This window comes from Micrococcus sp. Mcc28, from assembly GCF_024519775.1.
GTDB classification, from domain to species: domain Bacteria; phylum Actinomycetota; class Actinomycetes; order Actinomycetales; family Micrococcaceae; genus Micrococcus; species Micrococcus luteus.
Genome location: NZ_JALJRH010000007.1, coordinates 125,961 through 150,695 on the forward strand (window position 1 = coordinate 125,961; position 24,735 = coordinate 150,695).

At 67.7% G+C, this 24,735-nt stretch carries 21 protein-coding genes and 2 pseudogenes; 11 read left to right on the forward strand and 12 right to left on the reverse strand.

The genetic code is table 11. The features are described from left to right. Window positions 1-55: 55 nt before the first annotated feature. Entirely contained in the window at window positions 56-640 is a 585-nt protein-coding gene (locus NR073_RS05590; protein ID WP_010080458.1) for a type 1 glutamine amidotransferase domain-containing protein, read from the forward strand. Window positions 641-759: 119 nt separating this feature from the next. Here the strand turns inward: NR073_RS05590 and NR073_RS05595 are convergent, their stop codons facing one another. Then, window positions 760-1,047, reverse strand: a complete 288-nt coding sequence (locus NR073_RS05595) for an exodeoxyribonuclease VII small subunit (RefSeq protein ID WP_043281217.1) — start codon at window positions 1,045-1,047, stop codon at window positions 760-762. After that, window positions 1,044-2,357, reverse strand: coding sequence for an exodeoxyribonuclease VII large subunit (xseA, locus tag NR073_RS05600; protein WP_256748660.1), 1,314 nt, complete (start codon window positions 2,355-2,357; stop codon window positions 1,044-1,046). Before xseA ends, NR073_RS05595 begins: the two co-directional genes overlap by 4 nt. A 188-nt stretch (window positions 2,358-2,545) precedes the next feature. On the opposite strand from xseA, the gene NR073_RS05605 reads away from it, so the two are divergent. Together NR073_RS05605 and NR073_RS05610 are read left to right on the forward strand one after the other, a co-directional pair. Then, entirely contained in the window at window positions 2,546-3,634 is a 1,089-nt protein-coding gene (locus NR073_RS05605) for a hypothetical protein (RefSeq protein WP_256748661.1), read from the forward strand. 53 nt (window positions 3,635-3,687) lie between these two features. After that, on the forward strand, window positions 3,688-4,794 hold the full coding sequence (locus NR073_RS05610; protein WP_256748662.1) for a 4-hydroxy-3-methylbut-2-enyl diphosphate reductase: 1,107 nt from the start codon (window positions 3,688-3,690) through the stop codon (window positions 4,792-4,794). Between the two features lie 125 nt (window positions 4,795-4,919). Here the strand turns inward: NR073_RS05610 and NR073_RS05615 are convergent, their stop codons facing one another. The 3 genes from NR073_RS05615 to NR073_RS05625 all read right to left on the reverse strand — a co-directional run bounded on the left by NR073_RS05615 (window position 4,920) and on the right by NR073_RS05625 (window position 8,510). Further along, complete coding sequence (locus NR073_RS05615; RefSeq protein WP_256748663.1) at window positions 4,920-6,620, reverse strand: DASS family sodium-coupled anion symporter; 1,701 nt, start codon at window positions 6,618-6,620, stop codon at window positions 4,920-4,922. A 127-nt stretch (window positions 6,621-6,747) separates the two neighbouring features. After that, complete coding sequence (rmuC, locus tag NR073_RS05620; RefSeq protein ID WP_255842678.1) at window positions 6,748-8,007, reverse strand: DNA recombination protein RmuC; 1,260 nt, start codon at window positions 8,005-8,007, stop codon at window positions 6,748-6,750. Window positions 8,008-8,072: 65 nt separating this feature from the next. Then, window positions 8,073-8,510, reverse strand: coding sequence for a hypothetical protein (locus NR073_RS05625; RefSeq protein WP_044658983.1), 438 nt, complete (start codon window positions 8,508-8,510; stop codon window positions 8,073-8,075). A gap of 56 nt (window positions 8,511-8,566) precedes the next feature. On the opposite strand from NR073_RS05625, the gene NR073_RS05630 reads away from it, so the two are divergent. Next, window positions 8,567-9,100: an O-acetyl-ADP-ribose deacetylase gene (locus NR073_RS05630; protein ID WP_256748664.1), complete on the forward strand. Its 534-nt coding sequence runs from the start codon at window positions 8,567-8,569 to the stop codon at window positions 9,098-9,100. A gap of 95 nt (window positions 9,101-9,195) precedes the next feature. Continuing rightward, window positions 9,196-9,672: an Hsp20/alpha crystallin family protein gene (locus NR073_RS05635; protein WP_256748665.1), complete on the forward strand. Its 477-nt coding sequence runs from the start codon at window positions 9,196-9,198 to the stop codon at window positions 9,670-9,672. Window positions 9,673-9,774: 102 nt separating this feature from the next. Here the strand turns inward: NR073_RS05635 and NR073_RS05640 are convergent. Then, window positions 9,775-10,230, reverse strand: a pseudogene (locus NR073_RS05640) (GMC oxidoreductase); the annotation flags it as partial. A gap of 397 nt (window positions 10,231-10,627) precedes the next feature. Here NR073_RS05640 and ychF point away from each other — a divergent pair. From ychF to NR073_RS05670, 6 genes are all read left to right on the forward strand, one after another. Next, a complete protein-coding gene (ychF, locus tag NR073_RS05645) occupies window positions 10,628-11,713 on the forward strand; it encodes a redox-regulated ATPase YchF (protein WP_256748666.1) in 1,086 nt (361 codons plus the stop codon). 274 nt (window positions 11,714-11,987) lie between these two features. Further along, window positions 11,988-14,423 carry a type I restriction-modification system subunit M gene (locus NR073_RS05650; protein ID WP_256748667.1) on the forward strand — a complete coding sequence of 812 codons (2,436 nt, stop codon included), beginning with the start codon at window positions 11,988-11,990 and terminating at the stop codon, window positions 14,421-14,423. Then, window positions 14,423-15,637: a restriction endonuclease subunit S gene (locus NR073_RS05655; RefSeq protein ID WP_256748668.1), complete on the forward strand. Its 1,215-nt coding sequence runs from the start codon at window positions 14,423-14,425 to the stop codon at window positions 15,635-15,637. The genes NR073_RS05650 and NR073_RS05655 overlap by 1 nt, the downstream gene beginning before the upstream one ends. Before the next feature lie 7 nt (window positions 15,638-15,644). Continuing rightward, window positions 15,645-16,358, forward strand: a complete 714-nt coding sequence (locus NR073_RS11345; RefSeq protein WP_256748669.1) for a TIGR02391 family protein — start codon at window positions 15,645-15,647, stop codon at window positions 16,356-16,358. After that, window positions 16,355-19,438, forward strand: a complete 3,084-nt coding sequence (locus NR073_RS05665) for a type I restriction endonuclease subunit R (RefSeq protein WP_256748670.1) — start codon at window positions 16,355-16,357, stop codon at window positions 19,436-19,438. The genes NR073_RS11345 and NR073_RS05665 overlap by 4 nt, the downstream gene beginning before the upstream one ends. Next, window positions 19,425-20,168: a M48 family metallopeptidase gene (locus tag NR073_RS05670; RefSeq protein WP_256748671.1), complete on the forward strand. Its 744-nt coding sequence runs from the start codon at window positions 19,425-19,427 to the stop codon at window positions 20,166-20,168. The genes NR073_RS05665 and NR073_RS05670 overlap by 14 nt, the downstream gene beginning before the upstream one ends. A gap of 196 nt (window positions 20,169-20,364) precedes the next feature. Here NR073_RS05670 and NR073_RS05675 read toward each other — a convergent pair whose 3' ends face one another. The 6 genes and pseudogenes from NR073_RS05675 to NR073_RS05700 form a co-directional block, all read right to left on the reverse strand. Further along, window positions 20,365-20,937 carry a hypothetical protein gene (locus NR073_RS05675; protein WP_256748672.1) on the reverse strand — a complete coding sequence of 191 codons (573 nt, stop codon included), beginning with the start codon at window positions 20,935-20,937 and terminating at the stop codon, window positions 20,365-20,367. Further along, window positions 20,934-21,077: a ribbon-helix-helix protein, CopG family gene (locus NR073_RS05680; protein ID WP_256748673.1), complete on the reverse strand. Its 144-nt coding sequence runs from the start codon at window positions 21,075-21,077 to the stop codon at window positions 20,934-20,936. The genes NR073_RS05675 and NR073_RS05680 overlap by 4 nt, the downstream gene beginning before the upstream one ends. Window positions 21,078-21,493: 416 nt before the next feature. Beyond that, a pseudogene (locus NR073_RS05685) lies at window positions 21,494-21,910 on the reverse strand (phosphatidylinositol kinase); the annotation flags it as partial. A 1-nt stretch (window position 21,911) separates the two neighbouring features. Further along, a complete protein-coding gene (locus NR073_RS05690; RefSeq protein ID WP_256748674.1) occupies window positions 21,912-23,066 on the reverse strand; it encodes a glycerate kinase in 1,155 nt (384 codons plus the stop codon). A gap of 29 nt (window positions 23,067-23,095) precedes the next feature. Then, window positions 23,096-24,499 (reverse strand): GntP family permease, encoded by a 1,404-nt coding sequence (locus NR073_RS05695; RefSeq protein WP_256748675.1) that lies wholly within the window; start codon window positions 24,497-24,499, stop codon window positions 23,096-23,098. Between the two features lie 36 nt (window positions 24,500-24,535). Beyond that, window positions 24,536-24,735 (reverse strand): integrase core domain-containing protein (locus tag NR073_RS05700; RefSeq protein ID WP_256748676.1); only part of this gene is annotated, 200 nt, incomplete at its 5' end.

Genomic DNA, 24,735 nt, shown 5'->3' on the forward strand with positions numbered 1-24,735 from the left:
GTACGGACACCGGGCGCCGCAGAGGCGCTCCGGATCCGATCCGAAAGGTGGACCCATGACTGAGAACGCCAACCAGAATGCCCCGCTGACCGGCAAGACCGTCGCGTTCCTCGCGACCAACGGCGTCGAGCAGGTCGAGCTGACCTCCCCGTGGGAGGCCGTGATCGCCGCCGGCGCGACCCCCGTGCTCGTCTCGCCGGAGTCCGGCACCATCACCGCGATGCAGTCCGACTGGGATCACGGCGAGTCCTTCGACGTGAACACGACGGTGAAGGACGCCAAGGCCGAGGACTTCGACGGCCTCGTGATGCCGGGCGGCACCCTGAACGCGGACGCCATGCGCGTCAACAAGGACGCCCAGGCGTTCGTGCGTGCCTTCTTCGAGCAGCACAAGCCGGTGGCGGCCATCTGCCACGCCCCGTGGACCCTGATCGAGGCCGGCGTCGTGGAGGGCCGCCGCCTGACCAGCTACCCGTCCCTGAAGACTGACCTGAAGAACGCGGGCGCCCAGTGGGTGGACGAGGAGGTCGTCGTGGACAACGGGCTGACCACCTCGCGCTCCCCGGACGATCTCGACGCCTTCAACGCCAAGGTCGTGGAGGAGCTGAGCGAGGGCAAGCACGAGGACCAGACCGCCTGACCGACGTCGGGCGCGAGTCGCGTGGGGGCGGGGGCCGGTGGCCCCCGCCCCCACCGTTTCCCGAACGAAAGCGGGGCGGAGGCCGCCGTTTCCCGAACGAAAGTGGGGGGGGGGCGTGGTCAGTCGACGTCGGGGGCGGCCTCGCCGCGCACCTGGTCGAGGCGGGCGCGGGCGCCGTCCAGCCAGGCCTGGCAGCGGTCGGCCAGCGCCTCCCCGCGTTCCCACAGGGCCAGGGACTCCTCGAGGCCGGCGCCACCGGCCTCCAGCCTCCCCACGGTCTCCATCAGCTCGGCGCGCGCCTGCTCGTAGCTCATCCGGGCCACGTCCGAGACGTCCGCGGAGGTGAAGCCCTCCACGCCGCTGGGGCGGCCCGGGTCCTGCGTCTGCTCCATGCCCTGTTCACTCATGCCTGTCGTGTCCTCTCGTGGGATGGGGTCGGGGTGGGCCGATGCGTCGCGACGACGTCCGCGGCGATCCGCCCGGCCGCCACGAGGATGTCGAGTCGGTCGTCCGTGGCGACCTGGTCCGCCTCGCGCACGACCTGTCCGGCGTGCTGGACCACGGCGTAGCCGCGGTCCAGGGTGCGCTGCGGGGACAGGGCACGCACGCGGGCGCGCAGCTGCGTGAGGGCGTCCTCCTCCCGGACGAGCCGATGGCCCAGGGCGGACCGGCCGCGCTCGCGCCACCGGTCCATCTCCTCCTGCCGGGAGTCCACCATCACGTGCGGGCGGGCCAGCACGGGCCGGGAGCGCAGGGCCGAGAGCCCCTCGGCCTCGGCGTGCACGCGGCGCTCGACGGCCGCGGCCAGCCGCAGGCGCGCGTCGGCGAGCCCGGCGGCCTCCTGGGCCGCGTCCGGGACGATCCGTTTGGCCGCGTCCGTGGGCGTGGAGGCGCGCAGGTCGGCGACGTCGTCGAGGACCGGGCGGTCCGCCTCGTGGCCGATCGCCGAGACGACGGGCGTGCGCGCCGCCGCCACGGCGCGCACCAGTGCCTCGTCCGAGAAGGGGAGCACGACCTCCTCGAGCGCGCCGCCGCCGCGGGCGATGACGATGACGTCCACGGCCGGGTCGGCGTCGAGTTCGGCGAGCGCGGCGGCCACCTGCCGCGGGGCCTCGGCGCCCTGCACGGCGACCTCACGGATCTCGAACTCGGCGGCGGGCCAGCGCAGCAGGGTGTTGCGCAGCACGTCCTTCTTCGCATCCGAGTCGCGGCCGGTGATGAGCCCGATCCGATGGGGGAGCAGGGGCAGGGGACGCTTGCGTGCGGGGGAGGTGAGCCCCTCCTCGGCGAGGGCCCGGCGCAGCAGCTCCACGCGGGCCAGCAGATCACCGAGGCCGACCGGGCGCATCTCCTGCACGTTCATGGACAGCCGCCCGGCCTTGAGCCAGAAGTTCGGCTTCACGCGCGCCACCACGCGGGAGCCCTGCTGGACGGTCCCGTCCAGGGTCATGGCGACGTTCCGCCAGGCGGTGAGCGGCAGGGAGACCTCCTCCTCGAGGTCCCGCATGGTCATGTAGACGTTGCCGCGGTTGTTCTTGAACTCGATGAGCTGGCCCTCGATCCACGTGGCGGGGGCGCGCTCGATGTGGGCCTTGAGGTTCTCGGAGAGCCGCCGCAGGGGCCACGGCCGCTCGGCGGAGGTCTCGCCCGCGCGGGCGGGCGCCGAGACGGGCACGTCCGACGCCGCCGGGGCGCCCTCGGTCAGGGGCTGGTCCATCCGGGTCCCTCCTGTCCGCGCCCGGTCCGCCCGGGCACGGGCCCACCGTACCGCCCTCGCCGGACGCGCAAGACGGAACCCGGGCGTCCCCCGGACCCGCCGCCGGCCCGGTCGGGGCGCTCAGACCGGGGAACATCCGGCCGGGATCAGTACGCTCGACGGGGTCGGAACGGAACGGAAAGGACCTCATGCGCACCACCCTCAGCTTCCTCGTCGCGGCCCTCGCGGGCCTGCTGGCGGCGCTCGCGACGGCCGGCGCCCTCGTCGACGAGGCGACGCACCGCCCGGAGCTGCTGCGCGGGGTGACGGAGCAGGTCGCGGTGGACCCCGAGGTCCGCGCCGCCGTGCCGGGGGTGATCGACGACGTCGTGCACGACGCCGTCCCCGAGCAGGTGCCGGGCCCGCTGGCCCAGACGGCCGAGGACCTGCTGCGCCCACTGGCCCAGCGCGTGGCGGACGACCCGCAGGTGGTGCAGGGCTGGTCCGACACCGCCGACGAGGCCCGGCGCGCCTGGCTCGCCCAGCTCGAGGACCCGGAGGGCGCGGACGAGCCCGGCTCGGGCGCGGACGTGACCATCCCGTTCGGTCCCGTCGCGCAGTCCGGGATCACCGCCGCCCTGGGCGACATCGAACGTGACCTGCGCGAGGACCGGTTCGACCTGCCCGGGCAGACGCTGCTGGAGACGATCGTGGGCGCGGACGTCGGCGACTGGGCCGCGGACACCCTGCTGGCGCCCCTGTACGACCGCGCCGCGCAGCTGCGGGACAGCACCGCGCTGCGCATGGACGCGCGCATCGACGCCCTGGCCGGCACGGATCGGGCCACCGTGCACCGCTGGGTGGACGCCTCCGCGCACTGGCGCTGGGCCGCCGCCGCCTCCGTGCTGGTGCTCGTGGGCGCCCTGCTGCTCGCCCCCCGACGACGGCGGGGCCTCGCCCTGGCCGTGGCGGGTGCGGTCGCCCTGGCCGGCGGGCTGATCGGCGGCGCCCGCCTGGGTCCGGACGCGATCCACCTCACGGCGCCCGAGGGGGCCTCCCCGGGGGTGGCCGCGTTCGTCCAGCAGATGGAGGAGGCCGCGGGCCCGGCGTTCGCGGCCGCCGTCGCCCCCTACCCCCAGACCCTGACCACCCTGGGCTGGATCGTGCTGGCCGCGGGCCTGCTGCTGGCCCTGGCGGAGCTGTGGGTCGCTCGGCGTGACCGGGTCCGTGCCGGCCGGGCCGGCGGTTCTCAGGCGGCGGGCCGCTCCCACACCGCGGCCGACGTCACGTCGCGCTGAGCCCGCGGCGAAGCCCGGGCCGGGTCGGCGCCCCGGCCGATAGCATGGAGGGCATGTCCGCTCCCTCCGTCTCCGCCCGTCCGTCCGCCGTCGGCCTCGGGATGCCGCAGGTCCCGCGCGTTCGTCGTTCCCGTGAGGAGGTGGAGGCGGCCGCGCCCGTGCCCGGTGAGAAGCGCGTGCTGCTGGCCGCCCCCCGTGGCTACTGCGCCGGTGTGGACCGCGCCGTCGTCGCCGTCGAGAAGGCCCTCGAGCACCACGGCGCCCCCGTGTATGTGCGCAAGGAGATCGTCCACAACCGGCACGTCGTGGACACCCTGACCGAGCGCGGCGTGGTGTTCGTCGACGAGCTGGACGAGGTGCCCGAGGGCGCCCTGACCGTGTTCTCCGCGCACGGCGTGTCCCCGGCCGTCGTCGAGGAGGCCGCCCAGCGCAACCTGCGCACCATCGACGCCACGTGCCCGCTCGTGACCAAGGTGCACCGCGAGGCCGTGCGCTTCGCCAAGCAGGACAAGCAGATCCTGTTGATCGGCCACGAGGGCCACGAGGAGGTCGAGGGCACGTTCGGCGAGGCGCCCGAGCACACCACGGTGATCAACGACGTCGCCGAGGCCCGCACCGTCCAGGTGGAGGACCCGGACAACCTGATCTGGCTCTCCCAGACCACGCTCTCCGTGGACGAGACCCTCGAGATCGTCTCCGTGCTGCGCGAGCGGTTCCCGAACCTGCAGGACCCGCCCTCGGACGACATCTGCTACGCCACCTCCAACCGGCAGGCGGCCATCAAGTCGATCTCGCCGGAGTGCGACCTGGTGATCATCGTGGGCTCGGCGAACTCCTCGAACTCGGTGCGCCTCAAGGAGGTCGCCGCGGAGTACGGGGCCTCCCGCGCCGAGCGCGTGGACTTCGCCAACCAGGTGGACGAGTCCTGGTTCGAGGGCGTGGCCACCGTGGGCCTGTCCTCGGGCGCGTCCGTGCCCGAGGTGCTGGTCCAGGAGGTGCTCGCGCTGCTGGCCGAGTACGGCTACGGGCAGGTGGACGAGGTGGTGACTGCCGAGGAGGACATCATCTTCTCCCTGCCCAAGGAGCTGCGCGCCGAACTCAAGCGGGTGGGCGACGAGTCCCGCTCGCTCGGCGGACGCCGTCGCGACGCCGAGGCCTGACCGCGCCCCTCGTCTCCCCTCGCTGAGGCCCGCAGACTCGCCGTCACGACGCCGGCGTAGCGGCGCGTCTGCGGGCCTCGGCGTGCCCGGGCCTCGGCGTTCCGGGCCGGCGGGTGGTCAGGGACTCAGAGCCCGAAGACCCAGACGAGCAGGGTCATCGACGCGATGGAGATCAGCACGACGGCGATGATGTTCAGCCACACGCCGCCCTTCACCATCTGGCCGATGGTCACGTAGCCGGAGCCGTACGCGATGGCGTTCGGCGGGGTGGCCACGGGCAGCATGAACGCGCAGGTCGCGGCGAGGGCGACGGGCGCGGCCAGCATGAGCGGGGCGACGCCGGTGCCCAGGGCCACGCCGGAGGCGACCGGCAGGAACGTGGCCGCGGTGGCCGTGTTCGAGGTCATCTCGGTCAGCAGCAGGATGCCGACGGAGGCGATCACCACGAGCACCCACACGGGGATGTCACCGAAGCCCTTGACCTGCTCACCGAGCCACGTGGACAGGCCCGACTTGGAGAACTGACCGGACAGGGCCAGGCCGCCGCCGAACAGCAGGAGCACGCCCCACGGCAGGTCCTTCGCGGCCTCCCAGTCGAGGAGGCGCACGCCGCGCCCGGCCCCGCCACCGGCCGGCAGGAGGAACAGGATGAGTCCGACGACGATGGCGATGGCCGCGTCCGAGAGCAGCGGGGACTCCAGGTCCAGGACGTACTCGGAGATCAGCGGCACGGTGATCCAGGCCAGCGCGGCGAGGATGAAGACGGCGAGGACCTTGGCCTCGGGGGCGCTCATGCGGCCGAGGCGGGCCAGCTCGGTGGCGATCAGGTCGCGGCCGCCGGGGACCTCGTCGATCTCCGGGCGGAACAGCACGCGGGTGAGCAGGAACCAGCACGCGAAGAGCAGCACGACGGCGATCGGCACGCCGACCAGCATCCACTGGCCGAAGCCGATCTCCACGCCGTGCTCGGCGGCCATGTGGCCCGCGAGCAGGGTGTTGGGCGGGGTGCCGATGATGGTGCCGAGCGAGCCGATGGACGCGGCGTAGGCGATGCCGAGCATGAGCGCGGTGCCGAAGTTCGACTTCGTGAGGGAGCGGATCTCGGCTTGCGTGGGGGCCTCGCCGGACGTGGATGCGGGCGCGGCGGGGCGGTCGGCCTGATCGGCTGCCTCGTCCGCGGCCAGGGCGCCGTCCGTGCCGTAGCGCTGGACGAGCACGAGGATGGACACGCCGATGGGGAGCATCATCACGGCGGTGGCGGTGTTGGACACCCACATGGAGATGAACCCGGTGGCGATCATGAAGCCCAGGACGAGGTTCACGGTCCTGGCGCCCATGAACTTCAGGACGCCGAGCGCGATGCGCCGGTGCAGGTTCCAGCGCTGCATGGCCAGGGCGAGCATGAAGCCGCCCATGAACAGGAAGATGATGTTGTTGCCGTAGCTCGCGCCGACGGCGTCGAAGGTGATGCCGCCGTCGGACTCCTCGGCGGGCACGCCGAGCGGGAAGACGACGAGCGGCAGCAGGGCGGTGGCGGGGATGGGCAGGGCCTCGGTCATCCACCACACGGCCATGAGCACGGCGGTGGCGGCGACGAGGCGGGGCCAGACGCCGAGGTCGCCCGGCATCAGCAGGAACAGGGCGACGGCGAGCAGGGGGCCGGCCACGAGGCCGATGATGCGCTTGACGTTCTCGCCGCCGGTCAGCGGCTCGTCACGCATGCCCGGGGAGAGCTCGTGTTCGAACTCCTGGGCGGCCGCCCGGGGGTTGAAGCGGGAGACGTGCTCGTTGACGTTGCTCGGCGGGGGGGTCGATCGGGACTCCACGGGGCCTCCTCATCAAGTCAGGCCCTCGGCGCGGCCTGGCAATTCTCTGTGAGTTTCACGGTAGCAAGTGGCCTGGGACACGGAAAGACGACGTCGGGGCCGCGACGGCCCATCCGCCCGGCCCCGTTCACGCCTCCCGCGTCGACTCCGCCCGACGACGGCGCAGCTCGTCCTCCTCCACGCCCGCGACCAGTTCCGGGGCGGCCAGGGGCCGGGGCGCGGACTCGAGCGTGCGGATGTCCGGCGTGGGGGCCAGGCCCGGGTCGGCGTCGCGGAGGCGCCGGGCGGCGGGGAGCACGCGCGACTCGACGTTGCCGACGAGCTGGTTGTAGCGGTCCACGGCGGTCTTGAGGGAGCCGCCCATGCGGTCCAGGTGGGTGCCGAGCGTGCCGAGGCGCTCGTAGAGGTCCTTCGCGCTGGCCACCACAGTGTGGGCGTTCTCGGCCAGGGTGTCCTGCCGCCACGCGTAGGCCACGGACTTCAGGGCGGTCAGGAGGGAGACGGGGGCGACGAGCGCGACGTTCCGCGAGAACGCGTGGTCCAGCAGCCCGGGGTCCGCGTCCAGGGCCGCGGCCAGGAGCGACTCGGCGGGCAGGAAGCACAGGACCAGCTCGGGGGAGTGCTCGAGGCCGGCCCAGTAGGACTTCGCGGAGAGCTGGTCCACGTGGCGGCGCACGGCCGCGGCGTGCTGGGCGGCCAGCGCCTGGCGCCGCTCGTACGCCTCCTCGCCGGGCTCGTCCGCGAGGGCCTCGGCGGCCAGCGCGTCCCCGATGGGGGCCTTGGCGTCCACGGCCATGGCCTTGCCGCCGGGCAGGGACACCACGAGGTCCGGGCGGAGGCGCTCGCCGTCCTTGCCGGACAGCGTGGCCTGCTCCGTGAAGTCCACGTGGTGGAGCATGCCCGCCGCCTCCACGACCCGCCGCAGCTGCGCCTCGCCCCAGTGGCCCCGCGCGGAGGTGGACTTGAGGGTGGCCATGAGCGACGTGGTCTGGTTCAGCAGGTCACGGTCCGTGGCCGCGGCGGCGCGGAGCTGCTCCCCGAGCCGGCCGAACTGGGACGCCCGATCCCGTTCCAGCACGCTCACCTGCTCCTGGAGCGCCGCCAGCCGCTGGCCCAGCGGGGCGAGCGTGGACATCACCTGGGACTCCGCGCGTTGGCGTTCGGCGTCCTCGGCGCGCGCGGCCGTGAGCGCGCGCTGCTCCGCCCGGGCGGCCGCGAGCTCTTCTCGCGCCCCCTGGTGCTCGGTGCGCAGCGCGGCCAGCTCGGCCTGGGCCCGGCGGGCCTCCTCACCGCCGCCGGCCGCCCGGCGCCACATGAGCCACGCGCCCACCAGGGCACCCAGCACGAGTCCGAGGATGAGGGCGAGCAGCAGGCTGAGGATCTCCATGCCCCCACCCTCGCAGGCCGCAGGGACACGTTAGGCGGCGGCGCGCCGTCGTCGTGGTGGGCGGCTCAGCCGAAGAGCGGGTTGGGGCCGTTGGCCACGACCTGCGGGTCGCCGTCGACGCGGGCGGCGATGCCCGCCGCGGCCACGCCGGGCAGATACGGGAAGACCATGCGGGTCGAGGCCAGGGCGGCGGCGTCGAAGGCCTCCACCGCGACGGCCGGGCGGGGCCCGTCGGCCGTCTCGATCTCGCCGTCGAACACCGCCACCGCCCGCGTGGGGCGCGGGCTGATCTTCGCGACCGTGGCGGCCGCCTGCTCGGGCTCGAGGTCCGGGTGCTCCCACATGCCGCGCTGGCCGTCGGCGGTGACGGCGAGGATCGTGGGGGCGAACACGGGCTGCCGGCCGAGCGTGTCGAACACGTGCTCCACCGCGAGGCTGATCAGCGGCAGCAGCTCGCCGCCGGGAGGCGTGGGGGTCGGTCCGGTGGGCGTCGGGGTGCTCATGGGGCCGAGGCTACCGGCCCTGTCCGACGGCGCCCACCCGCGCCTAGCGTGAGCCCATGCAGCTCACCATCGCCCCCGGGGACATCACGGCCACGCACGCGGACGCCGTCGTCAACGCCGCCAACTCCACCCTGCTCGGCGGCGGAGGCGTGGACGGCGCCATCCATCGGCGCGGCGGTCCCGAGATCCTGGCCGAGTGCCGCCGCTTGCGCGAGACCGACCTGCCGGAGGGGCTGCCCGCCGGGCAGGCCGTGGCGACGACGGCGGGGCGCCTGCCCGCGCGCTGGGTCATCCACACCGTGGGCCCGGTGTGGGCCAAGACGATCGACAAGTCCGACACCCTCGCCTCGTGCTACCGCGAGTCCCTGAAGGTGGCGGCCGGGCTCGGCGCCCGGACGGTCGCGTTCCCGGCGATCTCCGCGGGGATCTACGGGTGGCCCATGGAGGACGCGGCGCGGATCGCCGTCGAGACCTGCCACGCGATGGCGGACGAGGTGGGCGGCACCGTGGACGAGGTGCTGTTCGTGCCCTACGGGAAGGAGGCGGAGACGGCGTTCCGGACCGCCCTGGACAGGGTTGAGCGGGACTGACTCAACTCCGTGGAATACCCCGTGGGGGGACGGCGTTGCACAGGACAGTCGCCGCTCAACCGGAGCGGCCCGCCCTGCATGAGGAGTGATCGACCATGGCTCGTCCCATTGATCCGTTCCGCGAGATGGAGCGCCTGATGACCGGCTTCGCCCGCACCTCCGGCGCCGCCTCCATGCCCATGAACCTCTACCGCGAGGGCGACGTGTTCGTCGCCGAGGTGGAGCTGCCGGGCGTGGACCCGAGCTCGATCGACGTGGACGTCGAGGAGCGCACGCTCACCGTCCGCGCCGAGCGCAAGGAGGCCCCCGCCGGGGAGGACCGTCGCTGGCTCACCAAGGAGCGTCCGGCCGGCACCTTCGCCCGCCAGCTCAACCTCGGCCAGGGCCTGGCCCTGGACAAGATCGAGGCCGACTACAGCGACGGCGTGCTGCTGCTGACCATCCCGGTGGCCGAGCAGGCCAAGCCGCGCAAGATCCAGGTCAAGCACACCGGCTCCGCCGCCCAGGTGGAGGGCGAGGCCGTAGAGGGTGAGGCAGTGGAGGGCTCCGCCGTCGAGGCCACCGGCGAGTGATCGTCCTCTGACGGAGCCGCGGCCGGCGTGACCGGCGCGCGGCCCGCCCCCCGAACGCAGATGCGGCGGGCCCCCCCGGGGCCCGCCGCATCTGCGTGGTGGTCAGGCGCGGTCGGCCAGGATCAGCTGCGCTGCCTTCTCACCGATCATGAAGCACGTGATGTTGGGGTTCACGGTCACGTGCTCGGGCATCACGGAGGCGTCGGCCACGCGCAGGCCCGTCACACCCTTGACCCGCAGGCGGGCGTCCAGGGGACTCATGGGGTCGTCGTCGGTGCCCATGCGCACCGAGCCCACCGGGTGGTACACGGTGTTGTGGGTCCGCTTCACGTAGTCGGCGATCTCCTCATCGGTCTGCACGTCCACGCCCGGGGCCAGTTCGCGCCCCGCCCACGCCGCCGTGGCCGGCTGGGAGACGATCTCCCGGGCCAGCCGGATGCCGGCCACCGCGACGGCCATGTCATGGCCCTCCGGGTCGGTGAAGTAGCGCGGGTCCACGGCCGGCTTGTCCCGGTAGTCGTTGGAGCGCAGGCGCACGGTGCCGCGGACCTTGGCGTGGGGTGGACCCGGTGGCCCTGCGGTCGCGGCTGTCGTCCTCTGGTCGGCAGACACAGGTGTGCTTACTCTCGACGGGGTCTGGGCGGCCCGTCCACCCGACGGATCGGTCATCTGGGCGGGGATGCGTGCTGGGCGGTGAGGGTCTCTGGGTTCCGTGGGCGCGTGGGGGCGGGGGCTGGGGCTGCCGGGCCCCGTGGCCGCTGGGCCTCTGGGTTCCGTGGGCAGGAGAGCGAAGGTTTCTGCCCCCGGAAGCGAAAACCCTGCCGGTTCTGCCCCCGGAACAGGGGAGAGCGCGCTTTCTGCCCACGGAGCGGGCGGGGCTGCCGGTTCTGCCCACGGAACGGGGCCGGTGCGGGACGCCTCCGCTGCGGTGGGCCCGCCGGTAGACTGCCGGACTGTGGCTTTGACTATCGGATTCGTGGGACTGCCCAACGTGGGCAAGTCGACCCTGTTCAACGCGCTGACGCGCCAGACCGTGCTCGCGGCGAACTACCCGTTCGCGACGATCGAGCCGAACGTGGGCGTGGTGAACCTGCCGGACGAGCGCCTGCCGCAGCTGGCCGAGATCTTCGGATCCGAGCGGATCCTGCCGGCCACGGTGTCCTTCGTGGACATCGCCGGCATCGTCAAGGGCGCCTCCGAGGGGGAGGGCCTGGGCAACCAGTTCCTGGCGAACATCCGCGAGGCCCACGCGATCGCGCAGGTGGTGCGCGCGTTCGACGACGGCGACGTCGTCCACGTGGACGGCAAGGTGGACCCGGCCTCGGACATGGAGACCATCAACACCGAGCTGATCATCGCGGACATGCAGACCGTGGAGAAGGCGATCCCGCGCGTCGAGAAGGAGGTCAAGGGCAAGAAGAAGGAGCCCGCCGACCTCGAGGCGCTCCAGGCCGCGCTCGCGGTGCTGGAGCGGGGCGAGACGATCTTCGCCGCGAAGGACAGGGACAAGCTGGACATGGACCGGCTGCGCGAGCTGAGCCTGCTCACCGCCAAGCCGTTCATCTACGTGTTCAACTCCGATGAGGGCGTGCTGGGGGACGAGGCCAGGCAGCAGGAGCTGCGCGATCTGGTGGCCCCCGCCGACGCCGTGTTCCTGGACGCCAAGCTCGAGTCTGACCTCGTGGAGCTCTCCGAGGACGAGGCTGCCGAGATGCTGGAGATGGCCGGGCAGGACGAATCAGGGCTGGACCAGCTGGCCCGTGTGGGCTTCTCCACCCTCGGCCTGCAGACCTACCTGACGGCCGGGCCGAAGGAGACTCGCGCGTGGACCATCCCCGTCGGTGCGACCGCTCCGGAGGCCGCCGGCGTCATCCACACCGACTTCCAGCGCGGCTTCATCAAGGCAGAGATCGTGAGCTTCGATGACCTGATCGCGGCCGGCTCCATGGCCGACGCCAAGGCCGCCGGCAAGGTGCGCATGGAGGGCAAGGACTACGTCATGAAGGACGGCGACGTGGTGGAGTTCCGGTTCAACGTTTGAGGTTGGGGCACCCTAAGTCGGGTGAGCACGTAAGCCCCGCTATGTGGCGACAGAGGATTGGCAGGCGCACGATAGGGGCAAGCGGTAGTGCTCCGGCTGACGCAGGGACGTTTAGGTGCCACCCCGCGAGCGTTCGGGAGGCTGTCGCCCAATGTATCGGCCGACAATCCGTCTGTACGTCCTCAAGAAGGCCGAGTGATGGGCGACAACTCCGTACTTCAGTCAGCATCAGTCACGTCGATATTTAATAACACGAAATGAAGGGTGGCGAACCGTGGCGTTAAAGAAATCTGACCTCTACAGCTCTCTGTGGAAGTCGTGTGATGAGCTGCGCGGCGGAATGGACGCGAGCCAGTACAAGGACTACATCCTGACGCTGTTGTTCGTGAAGTACGTATCGGATAAGGCCAAGGTCGACAAGAACAGCCTCATCGAGGTGCCCGTGGGCGGATCGTTCGACGACATGCTCGCCGCCAAGGGCGACGCTGAGATCGGTGACAAGTTCAACAAGATCATCGGCAAGCTCGCCGAGGCGAACAACCTGCGCAACGTCATCGACCAGGCCGACTTCAACGCTCCCGAGAAGCTCGGCAACGGCAAAGAGATGGTCGACCGGCTGTCGAAGCTGGTGACGATCTTCGCTGACCTCGACTTCCGCGGTTCGCGCGCCGAGGGCGACGACCTCCTTGGCGACGCCTACGAGTACTTGATGCGCCACTTCGCCACCGAGTCAGGCAAGAGCAAAGGCCAGTTCTACACGCCGGCTGAGGTGTCGCGCATCCTTGCCAAGGTCGTCGGCATCGGCAAGGACACTAAGCAAGACGAGACCGTCTACGACCCGGCCTGCGGCTCGGGGTCGTTGCTGCTCAAGGCCGCGGCTGAGGCGCCGCGTGGCATAACCATCTACGGCCAGGAGAAAGACAACGCTACCTGGGCGCTCTCGAAGATGAACATGATCCTGCACGGCAACGAGATTGCCGACATCCAGAAGGGTGACACTCTCACCAGTCCGCAGTTTACGCACGGCAATCAACTCGACACCTTCGACTACATCGTCATGAACCCTCCGTTCTCGGTGAAGTCGTGGCGCAACGGGCTCGACCTCGAGTACGGACGCTTTGAGTACGGCACTCCCCCAGAAAAGAACGGCGACTACGCGTTCCTGCTGCACGCCCTGACCTCGCTGAAGTCACGTGGTAAGGCGGCAATCATCCTGCCGCACGGCGTCTTGTTCCGCGGTAACGCAGAGGCCGCCATCCGTACCAAGCTGCTCAAACAGGGCTTTATCAAGGGCATCATCGGGCTGCCGGCCAACCTGTTCTACGGCACCCCTATCCCCGCCTGTGTCGTTGTGCTCGACAAGGAGAACGCCCAGGCGCGAACCGGCGTCTTCATGATCGATGCATCCAAGGGCTTCATCAAGGACGGCAACAAGAACCGCCTGCGCGACCAGGACATCCACAAGATTGTCGACACCTTCAACCGTCAGGTCGAGATCGACCGCTTCTCACGCATGGTGCCGATGGCCGAGGTCGCCGATCCCAAGAACGACTACAACCTCAACATCCCGCGCTACATCGACTCATCCGAACCCGAAGACCTGCAGGACCTCAACGCCCACATCCACGGCGGCATCCCGAACCACGACCTCGACCTGCTGAGCGCCTACTGGGACGCCTTCCCATCGCTGCGCGACCAGCTGTTTGTTGCCAACCGCCCCGGTTACTCCGACCTCACGCTTGGTGTCGCTCAGGTGCAGCAGACGATCCTCGACTCGGCGGAGTTCAAGAGCTTCAAGGACAGGGCGCGCGGCCACGTCGTGCAGTGGTTCGAGACGCACCGCGAGGCGCTCGAAACGATCAACGCCGGGACGGTGCCGAACCACCTGATCACCATGCTCGGCGATGACCTTCTCAAACGGTTCAAGCCCGTCGCGCTGCTCGATGAGTATGCTGTGTACCAGCAACTCATGAGCTACTGGCACGAAACGATGCACGACGATGTATCGCTGATCATGAGCGAAGGATGGCTCGACGCCGCCAAGCCACGGCTGGCCATCGCCGACAAGGAGCGAAAGCTCGCCGAGGAGCCTAACCTGACCATCGGCACCGGCAAGACCGCCAAGAAGTACAAGATAGATCTCATACCGCCTGCATTGGTCGTGGCGCGGTACTTTGCCGCTGAGCAAGCCAAGGTCGACACGCTCAACGCGGACCTCGAATCAGCGTCGGCCGCTGCAACCGAGCACGCCGAGGAACATGGTGTCGACGAGGCATTGCTAGCCGAAGCCACCAACGACAGGGGTGCGTACACCAAGCAGCTCCTCACCGCTGTCGTGAAAGACGCGAAGGCTTTCCACGATACTGAGACGCTGACTTGCGCCAACGCAGCGCTAAAGCTCGTCAACGCCGAAGCTGCGGCTAAGAAGGCAGCCAAGGATGCTCAGGTCGCGCTCGACGCCGCCACGCTCAAAAAGTACAGTGACCTGACCGAGGAAGACATCAAGTCCCTCGTACTCGACAACAAGTGGCAGAAAACGATTAACCGTCGCGTAGCTGGCGAGGTAGACGCACTAACCTTCGATCTCGTCGCGCGGATCCAGCAGCTTGGTGAACGGTATTCATCAACAATTGGAGCTCTTGATGACGAACTCGCGAAGCTCGAATCCAGGGTAACAAAGCATCTGTCCGACATGGGGATTGCAGGCTGATGGTCACTGATTCCGAATGGCATGATTCTACGATCGGCGCATTGGCATCAGTCTCGCGTGGTGCATCTCCTCGACCCATCGCATCGTCGAGATGGTTCGACAGCGGCAGCGACATTCGTTGGGTGCGAATTGCTGATGTGAACCGATCAGACGGGCGCACGCTCCTCGCCACCACTCAGGCACTTTCGCCAGAGGGAGTTGCTCGAAGCCGCTACCTTGATCCAGGAACGTTGATCATGAGCATTGCCGCCACTGTCGGTATCCCAGTGATTACAGGAGTGCCGGCCTGTATCCATGACGGTTTCGTCGCCTTAGAAAATTTAAAGATCGATCAGCGGTTTCTGCTCTACTTGTTGAAGGCGTCGGAAGGTAAGCTACGCGAATCCGGGCAGTCTGGATCGCAGATGAACGTGAATACAGGCATTGTGAAGGGGTTGCATGTCCGTATCCCAACTGCACCGAGGGAACAAGAGCGTATCGCTGACGCACTATGGGACATTGACGATCTGATCGCCACCCTCGAGCGTCTCATCGCCAAGAAGCAGGCGATCAAGCAGGGCATGATGCAGCAACTCTTGACCGGCCGCACCCGCCTCCCCGGCTTCGCAAGTGAATGGGCCTTGCGCAGGATCGGGGACTTCGCTCAGGTGAAAGCGGGAGGGACACCCTCTACCCGGGAACATAGGTACTGGGGCGGTGACATACGCTGGATGAGTTCCGGCGAGATTCACGCTAAGCGCGTTTATGAGGTTGAGGGCCGAATCACCGCTGATGGATTGGCGGAGTCCGCAGCCCAACTTCTCCCCACGGGAACGGTCCTGATGGCGCTTGCCGGCCAAGGCAAGACCCGCGGCACCGTTGCGGTATCTCGAGTCGCCCTGTCGACGAATCAGTCCATTGCGGGAATACTTCCGAGCGGCACGCACGACCCTGACTTTCTTTACTACAACCTTGACGCGCGCTACGTCGAACTGCGTGGTGAATCCTCGGGCGATGGAGGTCGCGGAGGGCTCAATTTGACGATCATCAAGAACCTCGAGGTCTCGATGCCGTCCCGACGCGAGCAGAGTGCGATCGCGCGAGTGCTGACCGACGCTGATGACGAAATCGACCTGCTAAAGCGCCGACTGGCCAAAGCTCGTGACATCAAGACTGGCATGATGCAACAGCTTCTGACCGGACAGGCCCGCTTGGACGCAGGGGGTGTGTCATGAACGTCGAGTGGGCGGTCCAGCAACTGGACAACTTCATCAAGGCCACTTCGGTGACGTATGTCCCTTCCCCCCGGGCACGATCGGTTTTCACAGTTACAAGACTGCTGCGCCCGAGGACGATATCCTCAAGCAGGCCCAGGTTGTCGAGCAGATACTCGACCGGGTGGTGGGTGGTTGGCGCGGCTCAATCGAGAAGAAAGACCGCCAGAAGTGGTCAGTTCACTACGAGGCGTCGATCAGAGCGCGCGAGGCGTTGGTTCGTGCTGAGGAGGTGCGGGCGAACCTCGGCGACGACGCCCCGGATCTGTCAGCCGCTGAGCTGCACCCGTGGATCTGGAGCGGTGCCAAGTCGTTGTGGCAGTCCGGGCACTACCGTGAGGCTGTCGAGGGCGCCATCAAGAAGCTGAACGCCGAGACTCAGAACAAGGTGGGACGCCGCGACGTCAGCGAGACCGACCTGTTCAAGCAGGCGTTCTCGATGGAGCATGCCAAGCCCGGGAAGGCTCGGCTCCGTCGAATGAAGGACGACGGCAGCGACACATACAAATCTGTCCAGCGGGGTGCGATGACCTTCGCAGAAGGCGTGTTTGCGGGTATCCGTAATCCATTGACGCATGAGTCAGACCAGGAACTGTCAGAGCAAGAAGCGCTGGAGTATCTGGCTGCGCTGAGTGTTCTCGCACGGTGGGTTGACCAGTCTCAGACGGAGGAATCAGTATGAGTAACGTCGGCCAGATCGAACGCAAGACACAGGACCGCGTCGTCCGGCTGTTCGCGGAGCAGCTCGGGTACGACAACCAGGGCAACTGGGAGTATCGCCAGGGCAACTCGAACATCGAAGAGGCGCTGCTCACCCAGAGCCTGAAGGCGCGCGGCTACTCCCACCTCCTGATCTCTCGCGCCATCGATCAACTCAAGAAGGCCGCAGCGGTCAGCGCTGGCCACGACCTGTATGAGGCAAACCGCAAGGTCTACGAACTGCTGCGTTACGGCGTCAAGGTGAAGCCGAGCGTCAGCGACCCGACGGTCACGGTCTGGCTGATCGACTGGAGCGATCCGAACGCCAATCACTTTATCGTGGCCGAGGAAGTCACGGTGCTCGGCCAGCACACCAAGCGGCCCGACGTCGTGCTCTACGTCAACGGCATCGCCTTCGCCACCATCGAGCTGAAGCGCTCGTACGTGAGTGTCTCAGAAGGCATTCGGCAGACACTCGGCAACCAGGACAAGCAGTTCATCCGGCCGTTCTTTTCGACGGTGCAACTGGTGTTTGCTGGTAACGACGTCGAGGGCCTGCGCTACGGAGTCATCGATACGCCCGAGAAGTACTGGCTGGCATGGAAGGAACCGTCCGACGTCGCTGGTGCGCTTGACCGCGCGCTGCTGCAACTGTGCAACAAGGTTCGCTTTCTCGAACTGATCCACGATTTCACCGTCTTCGACGCTGGCGTGCGCAAGACGGCTCGGCACAACCAGTTCTTCGGCGTGTCGGCCGCTCGTGAGCGAATCGCCACGCGTGAGGGCGGCATCATCTGGCACACTCAGGGGTCGGGTAAGAGCCTGACCATGGTCTGGCTGGCCAAGTGGATCCGCGAACATCAGGACGATGCGAGGGTCCTGCTGATCACAGACCGCACGGAACTCGACGAGCAGATCGAGGATGTTTTCAAGGGTGTCAACGAGCAGATCTATCGCACCAAGAGCGGCGCGGACCTCGTCGACACGCTTAACAAGAGCCAGGAGTGGCTCATCTGCTCACTCGTCCACAAGTTCCGCGCCGCTGGCAGCGACAAGGACCAGGACGAGGCGGCGGGTGGCTTCATCAAGGAGCTGAGCGCCTCGATCCCAAAGGACTTCTCCGCCAAGGGCAACCTGTTCGTCTTCGTCGACGAAGCTCACCGCACCCAGTCTGGCAAGATGCACATTGCCATGAAGCAGTTGCTACCGGGCGCCATGTTCATCGGCTTCACCGGCACGCCGCTACTCAAGGCGGACAAGGCCACCAGCATCGAGACGTTCGGCTCGTTCATCCACACCTACAAGTTCGACGAAGCGGTCGCGGACGGCGTGGTGCTCGATCTGCGCTACGAAGCCCGCAACATCGACCAGCACCTGACCAGTCCGAAGAAGATCGACCAGTGGTTTGACATCAAGACCAAGGGCATGACCGACCTCAGCAAGGCCGAACTCAAGAAGCGCTGGGGCACGATGCAGAAGGTCGTCTCCAGCGAGCCCCGAGCCAAGCAGATCGTCGACGACATCCTGCTCGACATGGAAACCAAGCCCCGCCTGATGAACGGGCGCGGCAACGCCATGCTGGTCGGCGCCAGCATCTACCAAGCGTGCAAGTTCTACGACCTGTTCGTAGCCAGTGGCTTCAAGGGCAAATGCGCCATCGTGACCAGCTACGCGCCTAACGCCAGCGACATCTCCAAGGAAGACTCCGGCGAGGGTAAGACCGAGAAGATCCGCCAGTACGACACCTACCGCAAGATGCTGGCTGACTACTTCGACCAGTCGGAAGACTTCGCCGTCACCCGAGTCGAGGAGTTCGAGAAGGCGGTCAAGAAGCAGTTCGTCGAGAACCCAGGCCAGATGCGCCTGCTGATCGTTGTCGACAAGCTGCTGACCGGCTTCGATGCACCGAGCGCCACCTACCTCTACATCGACAAGAAGATGCGCGACCACGGGCTGTTCCAAGCCATCTGCCGCGTCAACCGACTCGACGGCGACGACAAGGACTACGGCTACATCGTCGACTACCAAGACCTGTTCAACTCCCTCGAGGACGCGATCACCGACTACACCTCGGGTGCGCTCGACGGGTACGAGAAGAAGGACATCGAGGGTCTGCTCTCCGACCGTATTGAGAAAGCGCGCCAGGATCTGGACGAGGCGGTGGAAGCTGTGCGGGCGCTCGTTGAACCGGTGCCGAATCCGAAGAACACGGTCGACTACTTGCGCTACTTCGCGACCGTTGACGGCGACGGAAAGCTGCTGAAGAACAACGAGCAGAAGCGCGTTGCCTTCTACAAAGCCGTCACTGCCGTCAGTCGCTGCTACGCCAACCTCGCCAACGAGATGACCGAAGCCGGCTACACCGACGCCGAGGCTAAGGCCATCAAGCGCGAGGTCGCTCACTTCGTCGCCGTGCGCGCTGAGGTCAAGCTCGGTGCTGGTGAGGATGTCGACTTCAAACAGTACGAAGCTGGTATGCGCCATCTCCTCGACACATACATCCAGGCCGATGACTCCGAGGTGGTGTCCGAGTTCGATAACGTCGGACTGGTCGACCTCATCGCCAAGCTCGGAGCCGGAGCCATAGATAAGCTACCGCCCGGCATCAAGAAAGATCCCGAGGCCGTCGCTGAAGCGATCACCAACAACATGCGAAAGGTGATCATCGATGAGCACGCCACCAACCCGGCGTACTACGACAAGATGAGTGCCCTTCTCGACTCGATCATCGAGGCTCGCCGCAAGGCCGCAGTCGACTACAAGCAGTACCTCGCGTCACTGCTCGATGCAGCGAAGCAACTCGGCAGCAAGGGATCGAACCAGTCGTACCCGGAGTGGGTACACAACGGAGCCCAGCGAGCCCTCGTTGACTTCCAGTTTGCTGACCCAGCCCACCCAATCCAGGTCGATGCCGCAGTCCGGACCTCAAAGCCACACAACTGGGTCGGCAACGCCATGAAGGAAAAGGTCGTACGCCGCGCCATCGCTCAGGTTCTCCCTGACGGATTTGACCGCCTCGAGGAGCTGTTCGATCTTGTGAAAGCCCGCGATGAGTACCACTAAGGCCTACCTGACCGTCCGCGGGATCGATATTGATGTTGTCTATAAGGACATCAAGAACCTGCACATCGGCGTCTACCCGCCACTCGGCCGGGTCCGAGTGGCTGCTCCAACTCGCCTCGGCGACGATGCCGTACGCTTGGCCGTTATCAAGCGCTTGCCGTGGATCAAGCAGCAGCGTCAGCAGTTCAAGGACGCCGAGCGGCAATCCGAGCGCGAGATGGTCACGGGAGAGTCACACTATGTCTGGGGTATCCGGCGTCGTCTGAAGATCGTTGAGCGTCCGGGACGGATGCACCTCGAGGTCGACGGTGACCGCCTCGTGCTCTACGCGGCACCCGGTGCCGATTCTGAACGTCGCCGCACCGCGCTCGATCACTGGTATCGCGAGCAGCTGCGTCATGCTCTGCCCGAGGTCATCGCGATGTGGGAGGCCAAGCTTGGCCTGTCAGTACCGAGGTGGGGCATTCGTCGTATGAAGACGAAGTGGGGATCGTGCAACCGCGAGACCCTGCGTATCTGGTTCAACGTCGAGTTGGCCAAGAAGCATCCGGACTGTTTGGAATATATCGTCGTCCACGAGATGACGCACTACCTCGAACGGGGACATGGAGAACGGTTCACGAAGCTCATGGATCGGCAACTCCCCGACTGGCGAAGGCGCCGCGAGCAACTGAACCGCGAACCGTTGGCTGAGGAGGCGTGGGGGACTGACTGCTGCACGATCAGGTGATGATGCGAAATGAGCTATCTGCGCAGCAGTCCAGTTCCCACCCGGTTGGCGACCTTGGAGGCTTGAGCGATCGGCGCGCGCCTCACGAAGAACCCTGCCACCGCATCTCAGCCGACTGGGCCGGCCGTTGTGCGCCGCGGTTGATGGCTTTCGATGGGAAGGAAGGGCTCCCTACGGCTTTACGCGGAGGCTCCGTTCAGTCCTCCGCGTGCCGCGTGTACCCGTAGGTGTCGGTCTGGGTCTCGTTGATCCAGATCTCAGCCTCCTGGCGGGGATCGTCCGGATGCTCCACGCGCAGGGTCCGACCGTAGGCCTCGTCCACGAGGGCCACGCGGAACCCGGCCCCCTCCAGCGGCTCCTTCAAGGACCCCACATCCGCGGCCTCAAAGGCCACCACCGTGGACTCCTCCTGGCCGATGTGGACTCCCACGATCCCGTCGCCGACGAGGTCCGCCCAGTCGCCACTGTCCGACGTGAGCCGCCTCTGCAGCCCCCGGCCCGCGAGCATCTGTGCGGTCTCCTCGACCTGCGGCGTGCATAGCAGCGGGGCCACCTGAACGGAGCTGCTCTTCACCGGCAGCTCGCCTGTGACCTCCTCGAGGCCGAACTCCACGCCGGGGGATTCTCCGGAGGCGACCGAGAGCCTACCGCCGGCGAACTCGGCCAGGTGAGTGCCGTCGTCGTGTGTGGACACCGAGGCGCCGAGCGCCTTCAGCAGGGCGATCCACCGCTCCGTATTCGGGGTGGTGATGACAGGGTGCACGATCATGACTGCTCCTTCTCCAGGTACTCGGTCAGCGCCTTCTCCACGAGGGCGGACAGGCTGGTGGTCTCATCCACGGCACGGTGCTTCACCCGTGTGACGAGCTCGCGCGGCAGATAGACGTTGAACTGGGACTTCTCGGCCATGGATAGTATGCTAGCACGCTAGTTGGCGGGGTGGGTGCTGCACTGCAGCGGAGCCTCGGCTGCTGCGGTGACGGTCGCCATGGGGCCGCAGGCTGTTCGAACCCGCGACTCCATCCTCGTGGTGCCTTGCCGCGCGACGCACAGGCTGGGACGAGCAGGCCGGCATCGATCTGCCGTGCGGCGGCCTCCATGCCCAGACCCCGCTTGTAGGGGTTCTTCACCTCGCCCGCCGGGCCGATCGAGCGGGGCGACCACAGGCGTACGGATCCTTAAGGAGGAGCTGGATGGGGAGGGAGGGGGCCTGCTCATCCGGCTCGAAGACCGGGCGAGGAGCACTGCTGCGAAGGGCTGAAGTCCCGCAGGGACTTCTGCCGGCACCGTCCAGACCAGAGCTCGCCGCGCCTCACCGCCGGTTCTCAGAACAGCGGCCAAGGCACGGTCGGCGTCAGCCCGCTCGGGGCAGGGAAGATCCCGTCGTCGAGCAACCGGGCACAGCGTCCGGCGAGGGCGCCGATCTCCTCGGCACTGAGCAGCTCCGCCAGCCCCCGCCCCAGTTCACCGCCGAGCCCCGGGCCTACCCGGCCGACGCCGTCGCGCTCCTCCTCGCTCAGCGCCTCACCGATCCATCCCCACACCACGGTGCACAGCTTGTCCTCCACATGGAAGGTCAGCCCGTGGTCCACCCCGTAACGGTGCCCGCCGGGCATGGCGAGGATGCGCGCGCCCTTGCGGTCGACGTTGTTGACGATCACGTCGAACACCGCCATCCGGCGCAGCGCAGGCGTGTCCCCGTGGGCCAGGGCCAGCCGATTCCCGTCCTCGTCCTCGCCCTCCTCACCGTGTGAGCCCGGCGGGGGAGCAGGCCATCACCAGCCGCCCGACGTCGCGGGCGGTCGCGGTCAGGTCCTCTGCCGTACGGCGGATCGCTGTCGCCAGGTCCTGGGGGCCGCGACCAATGGGCACGATCGCGGTGATGCCCTCGTCATAGAGGGTGTCCGCGTCCTGGCCCACGGAGCCGGCGAGGACGATCACCGGGATCGCACGGCCGGCTGCGCGCACGGCCTGGGCCACGCCGATTGGCACTTTCCCGGCCAAGGACTGGCCGTCGATGCGCCCTTCGCCGGTGATGACGAGGTCAGCGGTCTTCACGAGGTCGTGGAAACCCGCCGTCTCGAGGACGACGTCGATACCCGACTTCAAGGTGGCCCCGATGAAGGCGTGCAGGCCACCGGCGAGACCCCCCGCCGCTCCCGAACCGGGGAGCGCGTCGATCGCCACCCCGAGGTCTCGCTCGACGATGCCCGCGAGATGGACCAGTCCGGTATCCAGGCTCGCCACTGATGCAGGATCCGCCCCCTTCTGGGGGCCGAACACGTGGGCTGCACCCTGCGATCCCGTGAGGGGGTTGCTGATGTCGCACATCACCTCCACGTCGACGTCGCGGAGCCGGTCTCGTGCCGGGGCGGAGTCGATCCGCGCGATCCGGGTGAGGGTGTCGCCGGTCGGGATGAACTCCTCGCCCGCAGCGTCGAGGAACCGGACGCCGAGGGCTGCGGCAGCGCCCGTGCCGCCGTCTGTCGTGGCGCTCCCGCCGGCCCCGACGATGACTCTGCGCGCGCCAGCGGACACGGCGTCGAGGATCTGCTCGCCGATCCCGAACGTCGTCGCCCGTCCCGTGTCCTCGCGTCCGGAGGTGAGAGGGAGCCCGGCACATGAGGCGGTCTCCACCACCGCCACGTCTGGGTCGATCAGTCCGTAGTGGACAGACACGCGTTCGCCGTAGAACACCCCGCAGACTGTCGCGGATCGCAAAACGCCCCCTGCGGCAGCCACGAAGGCCTCGACGGTGCCCTCCCCGCCGTCGGCGATGGGCACCACGAGGACCTCGGCGTCGGTGACCGACGCGAGACCCGCCGCGATCGCGGAGCCCGCCTCCCGCGACGACAGGGCCCCCTTGAACGAGTCTGGGATGACGATGATGCGCTGCACGCGTGGATCTCCTAGGTCAGGTGACGGGGTCAGATGAGGACGAGGCCGAGGATCCAGATGAACACGATGGAGGTGAGCCCCATCAGGAGCGTGACCATCGTCTGGGTGCGGTAACCCTGCGAGGGCGTCATGCCGCTGAAGTTGGTGACCACCCAGAAGTACGAGTCGTTGGCGTGGGAGACGGTCATGGCGCCGGCTGCAATGGCCATGACCACGAGCGCGCTGGCCACCGGGGTCTCGAAGCCCAGTGCGGGCATCATCGGGAACACCATGGCCGACGTGGTCGTGAGTGCCACTGTGGAGGAGCCCTGCGCGGTCTTCAGGACGGCGGAGACGAGGAAGGGGAAGAACAGTCCGATGACCGACAACTGCGCAGCGTTGCTCTCGATGAAGGTGACGAGGTCGGTGGCGGCGATGACGCGCCCCAGCACACCGCCGGCCGCCGTGATGAACAGAATGGGGCCGACGACCCGGAGGGTCTCCTCTGTCAGGTCGTAGAACGTCTCACCCCGGCGCACGCTGAACAGCACGCCGACTGCACAGAGGGTGCCGACGGCGAGCGCGATCATCGGCGTGCCGAGGAATCGGGCGAAGTCCCCCGCGGGGCCGGTCCACTTCAGGACGGATGCGAGCGAGCCGAGAGCCATGAGCAGGATGGGGACGATGATGGGCGCGAAGGACGCAGCCGTCCCAGGCATCCGCCCGTAGGACCGGCGAAGCGCGTCGTAGGCCGCCTCCAGCTCGTCCGCATCCTCCGTGCCGGTCTCCTCAGGGGAGGTCACCCGCTTGCCGATGTAGAGGGCGTACAGGTACGCGACGAGGAGTGCGGGGATCGAGACGAGGACGCCGAGGCCGATCACCAACAGAAGGTGGTCACCGATGCCGAGGTTCTGGGCGGCTGCGATGGGCCCCGGGGTCGGCGGGATGAAGACGTGCGAGGTGTACAGACCTGCCGCCAGGGCCACGGTCATCGCCACGGGTGACGCCCCGGTGCGACGGGCCAGTGCCTTGCGGATGGGGTTGAGAATGACGAATCCGGAGTCGCAGAACACGGGGATGGAGACCACCCAGCCCATGAGCTGCATCGCCAGGACGGGGTAGCGCTTACCGACGACCCGCACGAGCGCATCAGCGATCCTGAAGGCACCGCCGGTGCGCTCCAAGATGAGTCCGATGAGCGTGCCCAGGATGATGACGATGCCGATTGAGGTGAAGATCCCGGAGAATCCCTCGCCGATCACGTCGGCGATGCCCTTGACGGGCGCTTCCCCTTCGGCTCCGGTCGACTTCACCAGCGGGATCCCACCGATGATCCCCAGGGCGAAGGCGACGGCCATGATCGAGAGGAAGGGGTGGATTTTCCATCTGGAGATCATGACGATCATCAGGGCGACGGCGAGGATGAAGACGAGCAGAAACGGTATTCCAGTCATCGGAAGTCCTTTGTGCGGCAGGGGATCCCAGCCAGACTAGGTGTAGGAGGGCATGACGTTGTTGACTCGGGCCGGTGCCAACGAGGCCGGAGGAGCGTCTCCGCAGGAGGTATGAGGCCGATGGTAGTTGTAGTGGTTCACCCACACCGCCAGGGCCTCACGCCGAGCTTGCTCTGAGGTGTAGGGGCGGGCGTAGAGGACCTCATCGACCATCAGCCGGTTGTACCGCTCGACCT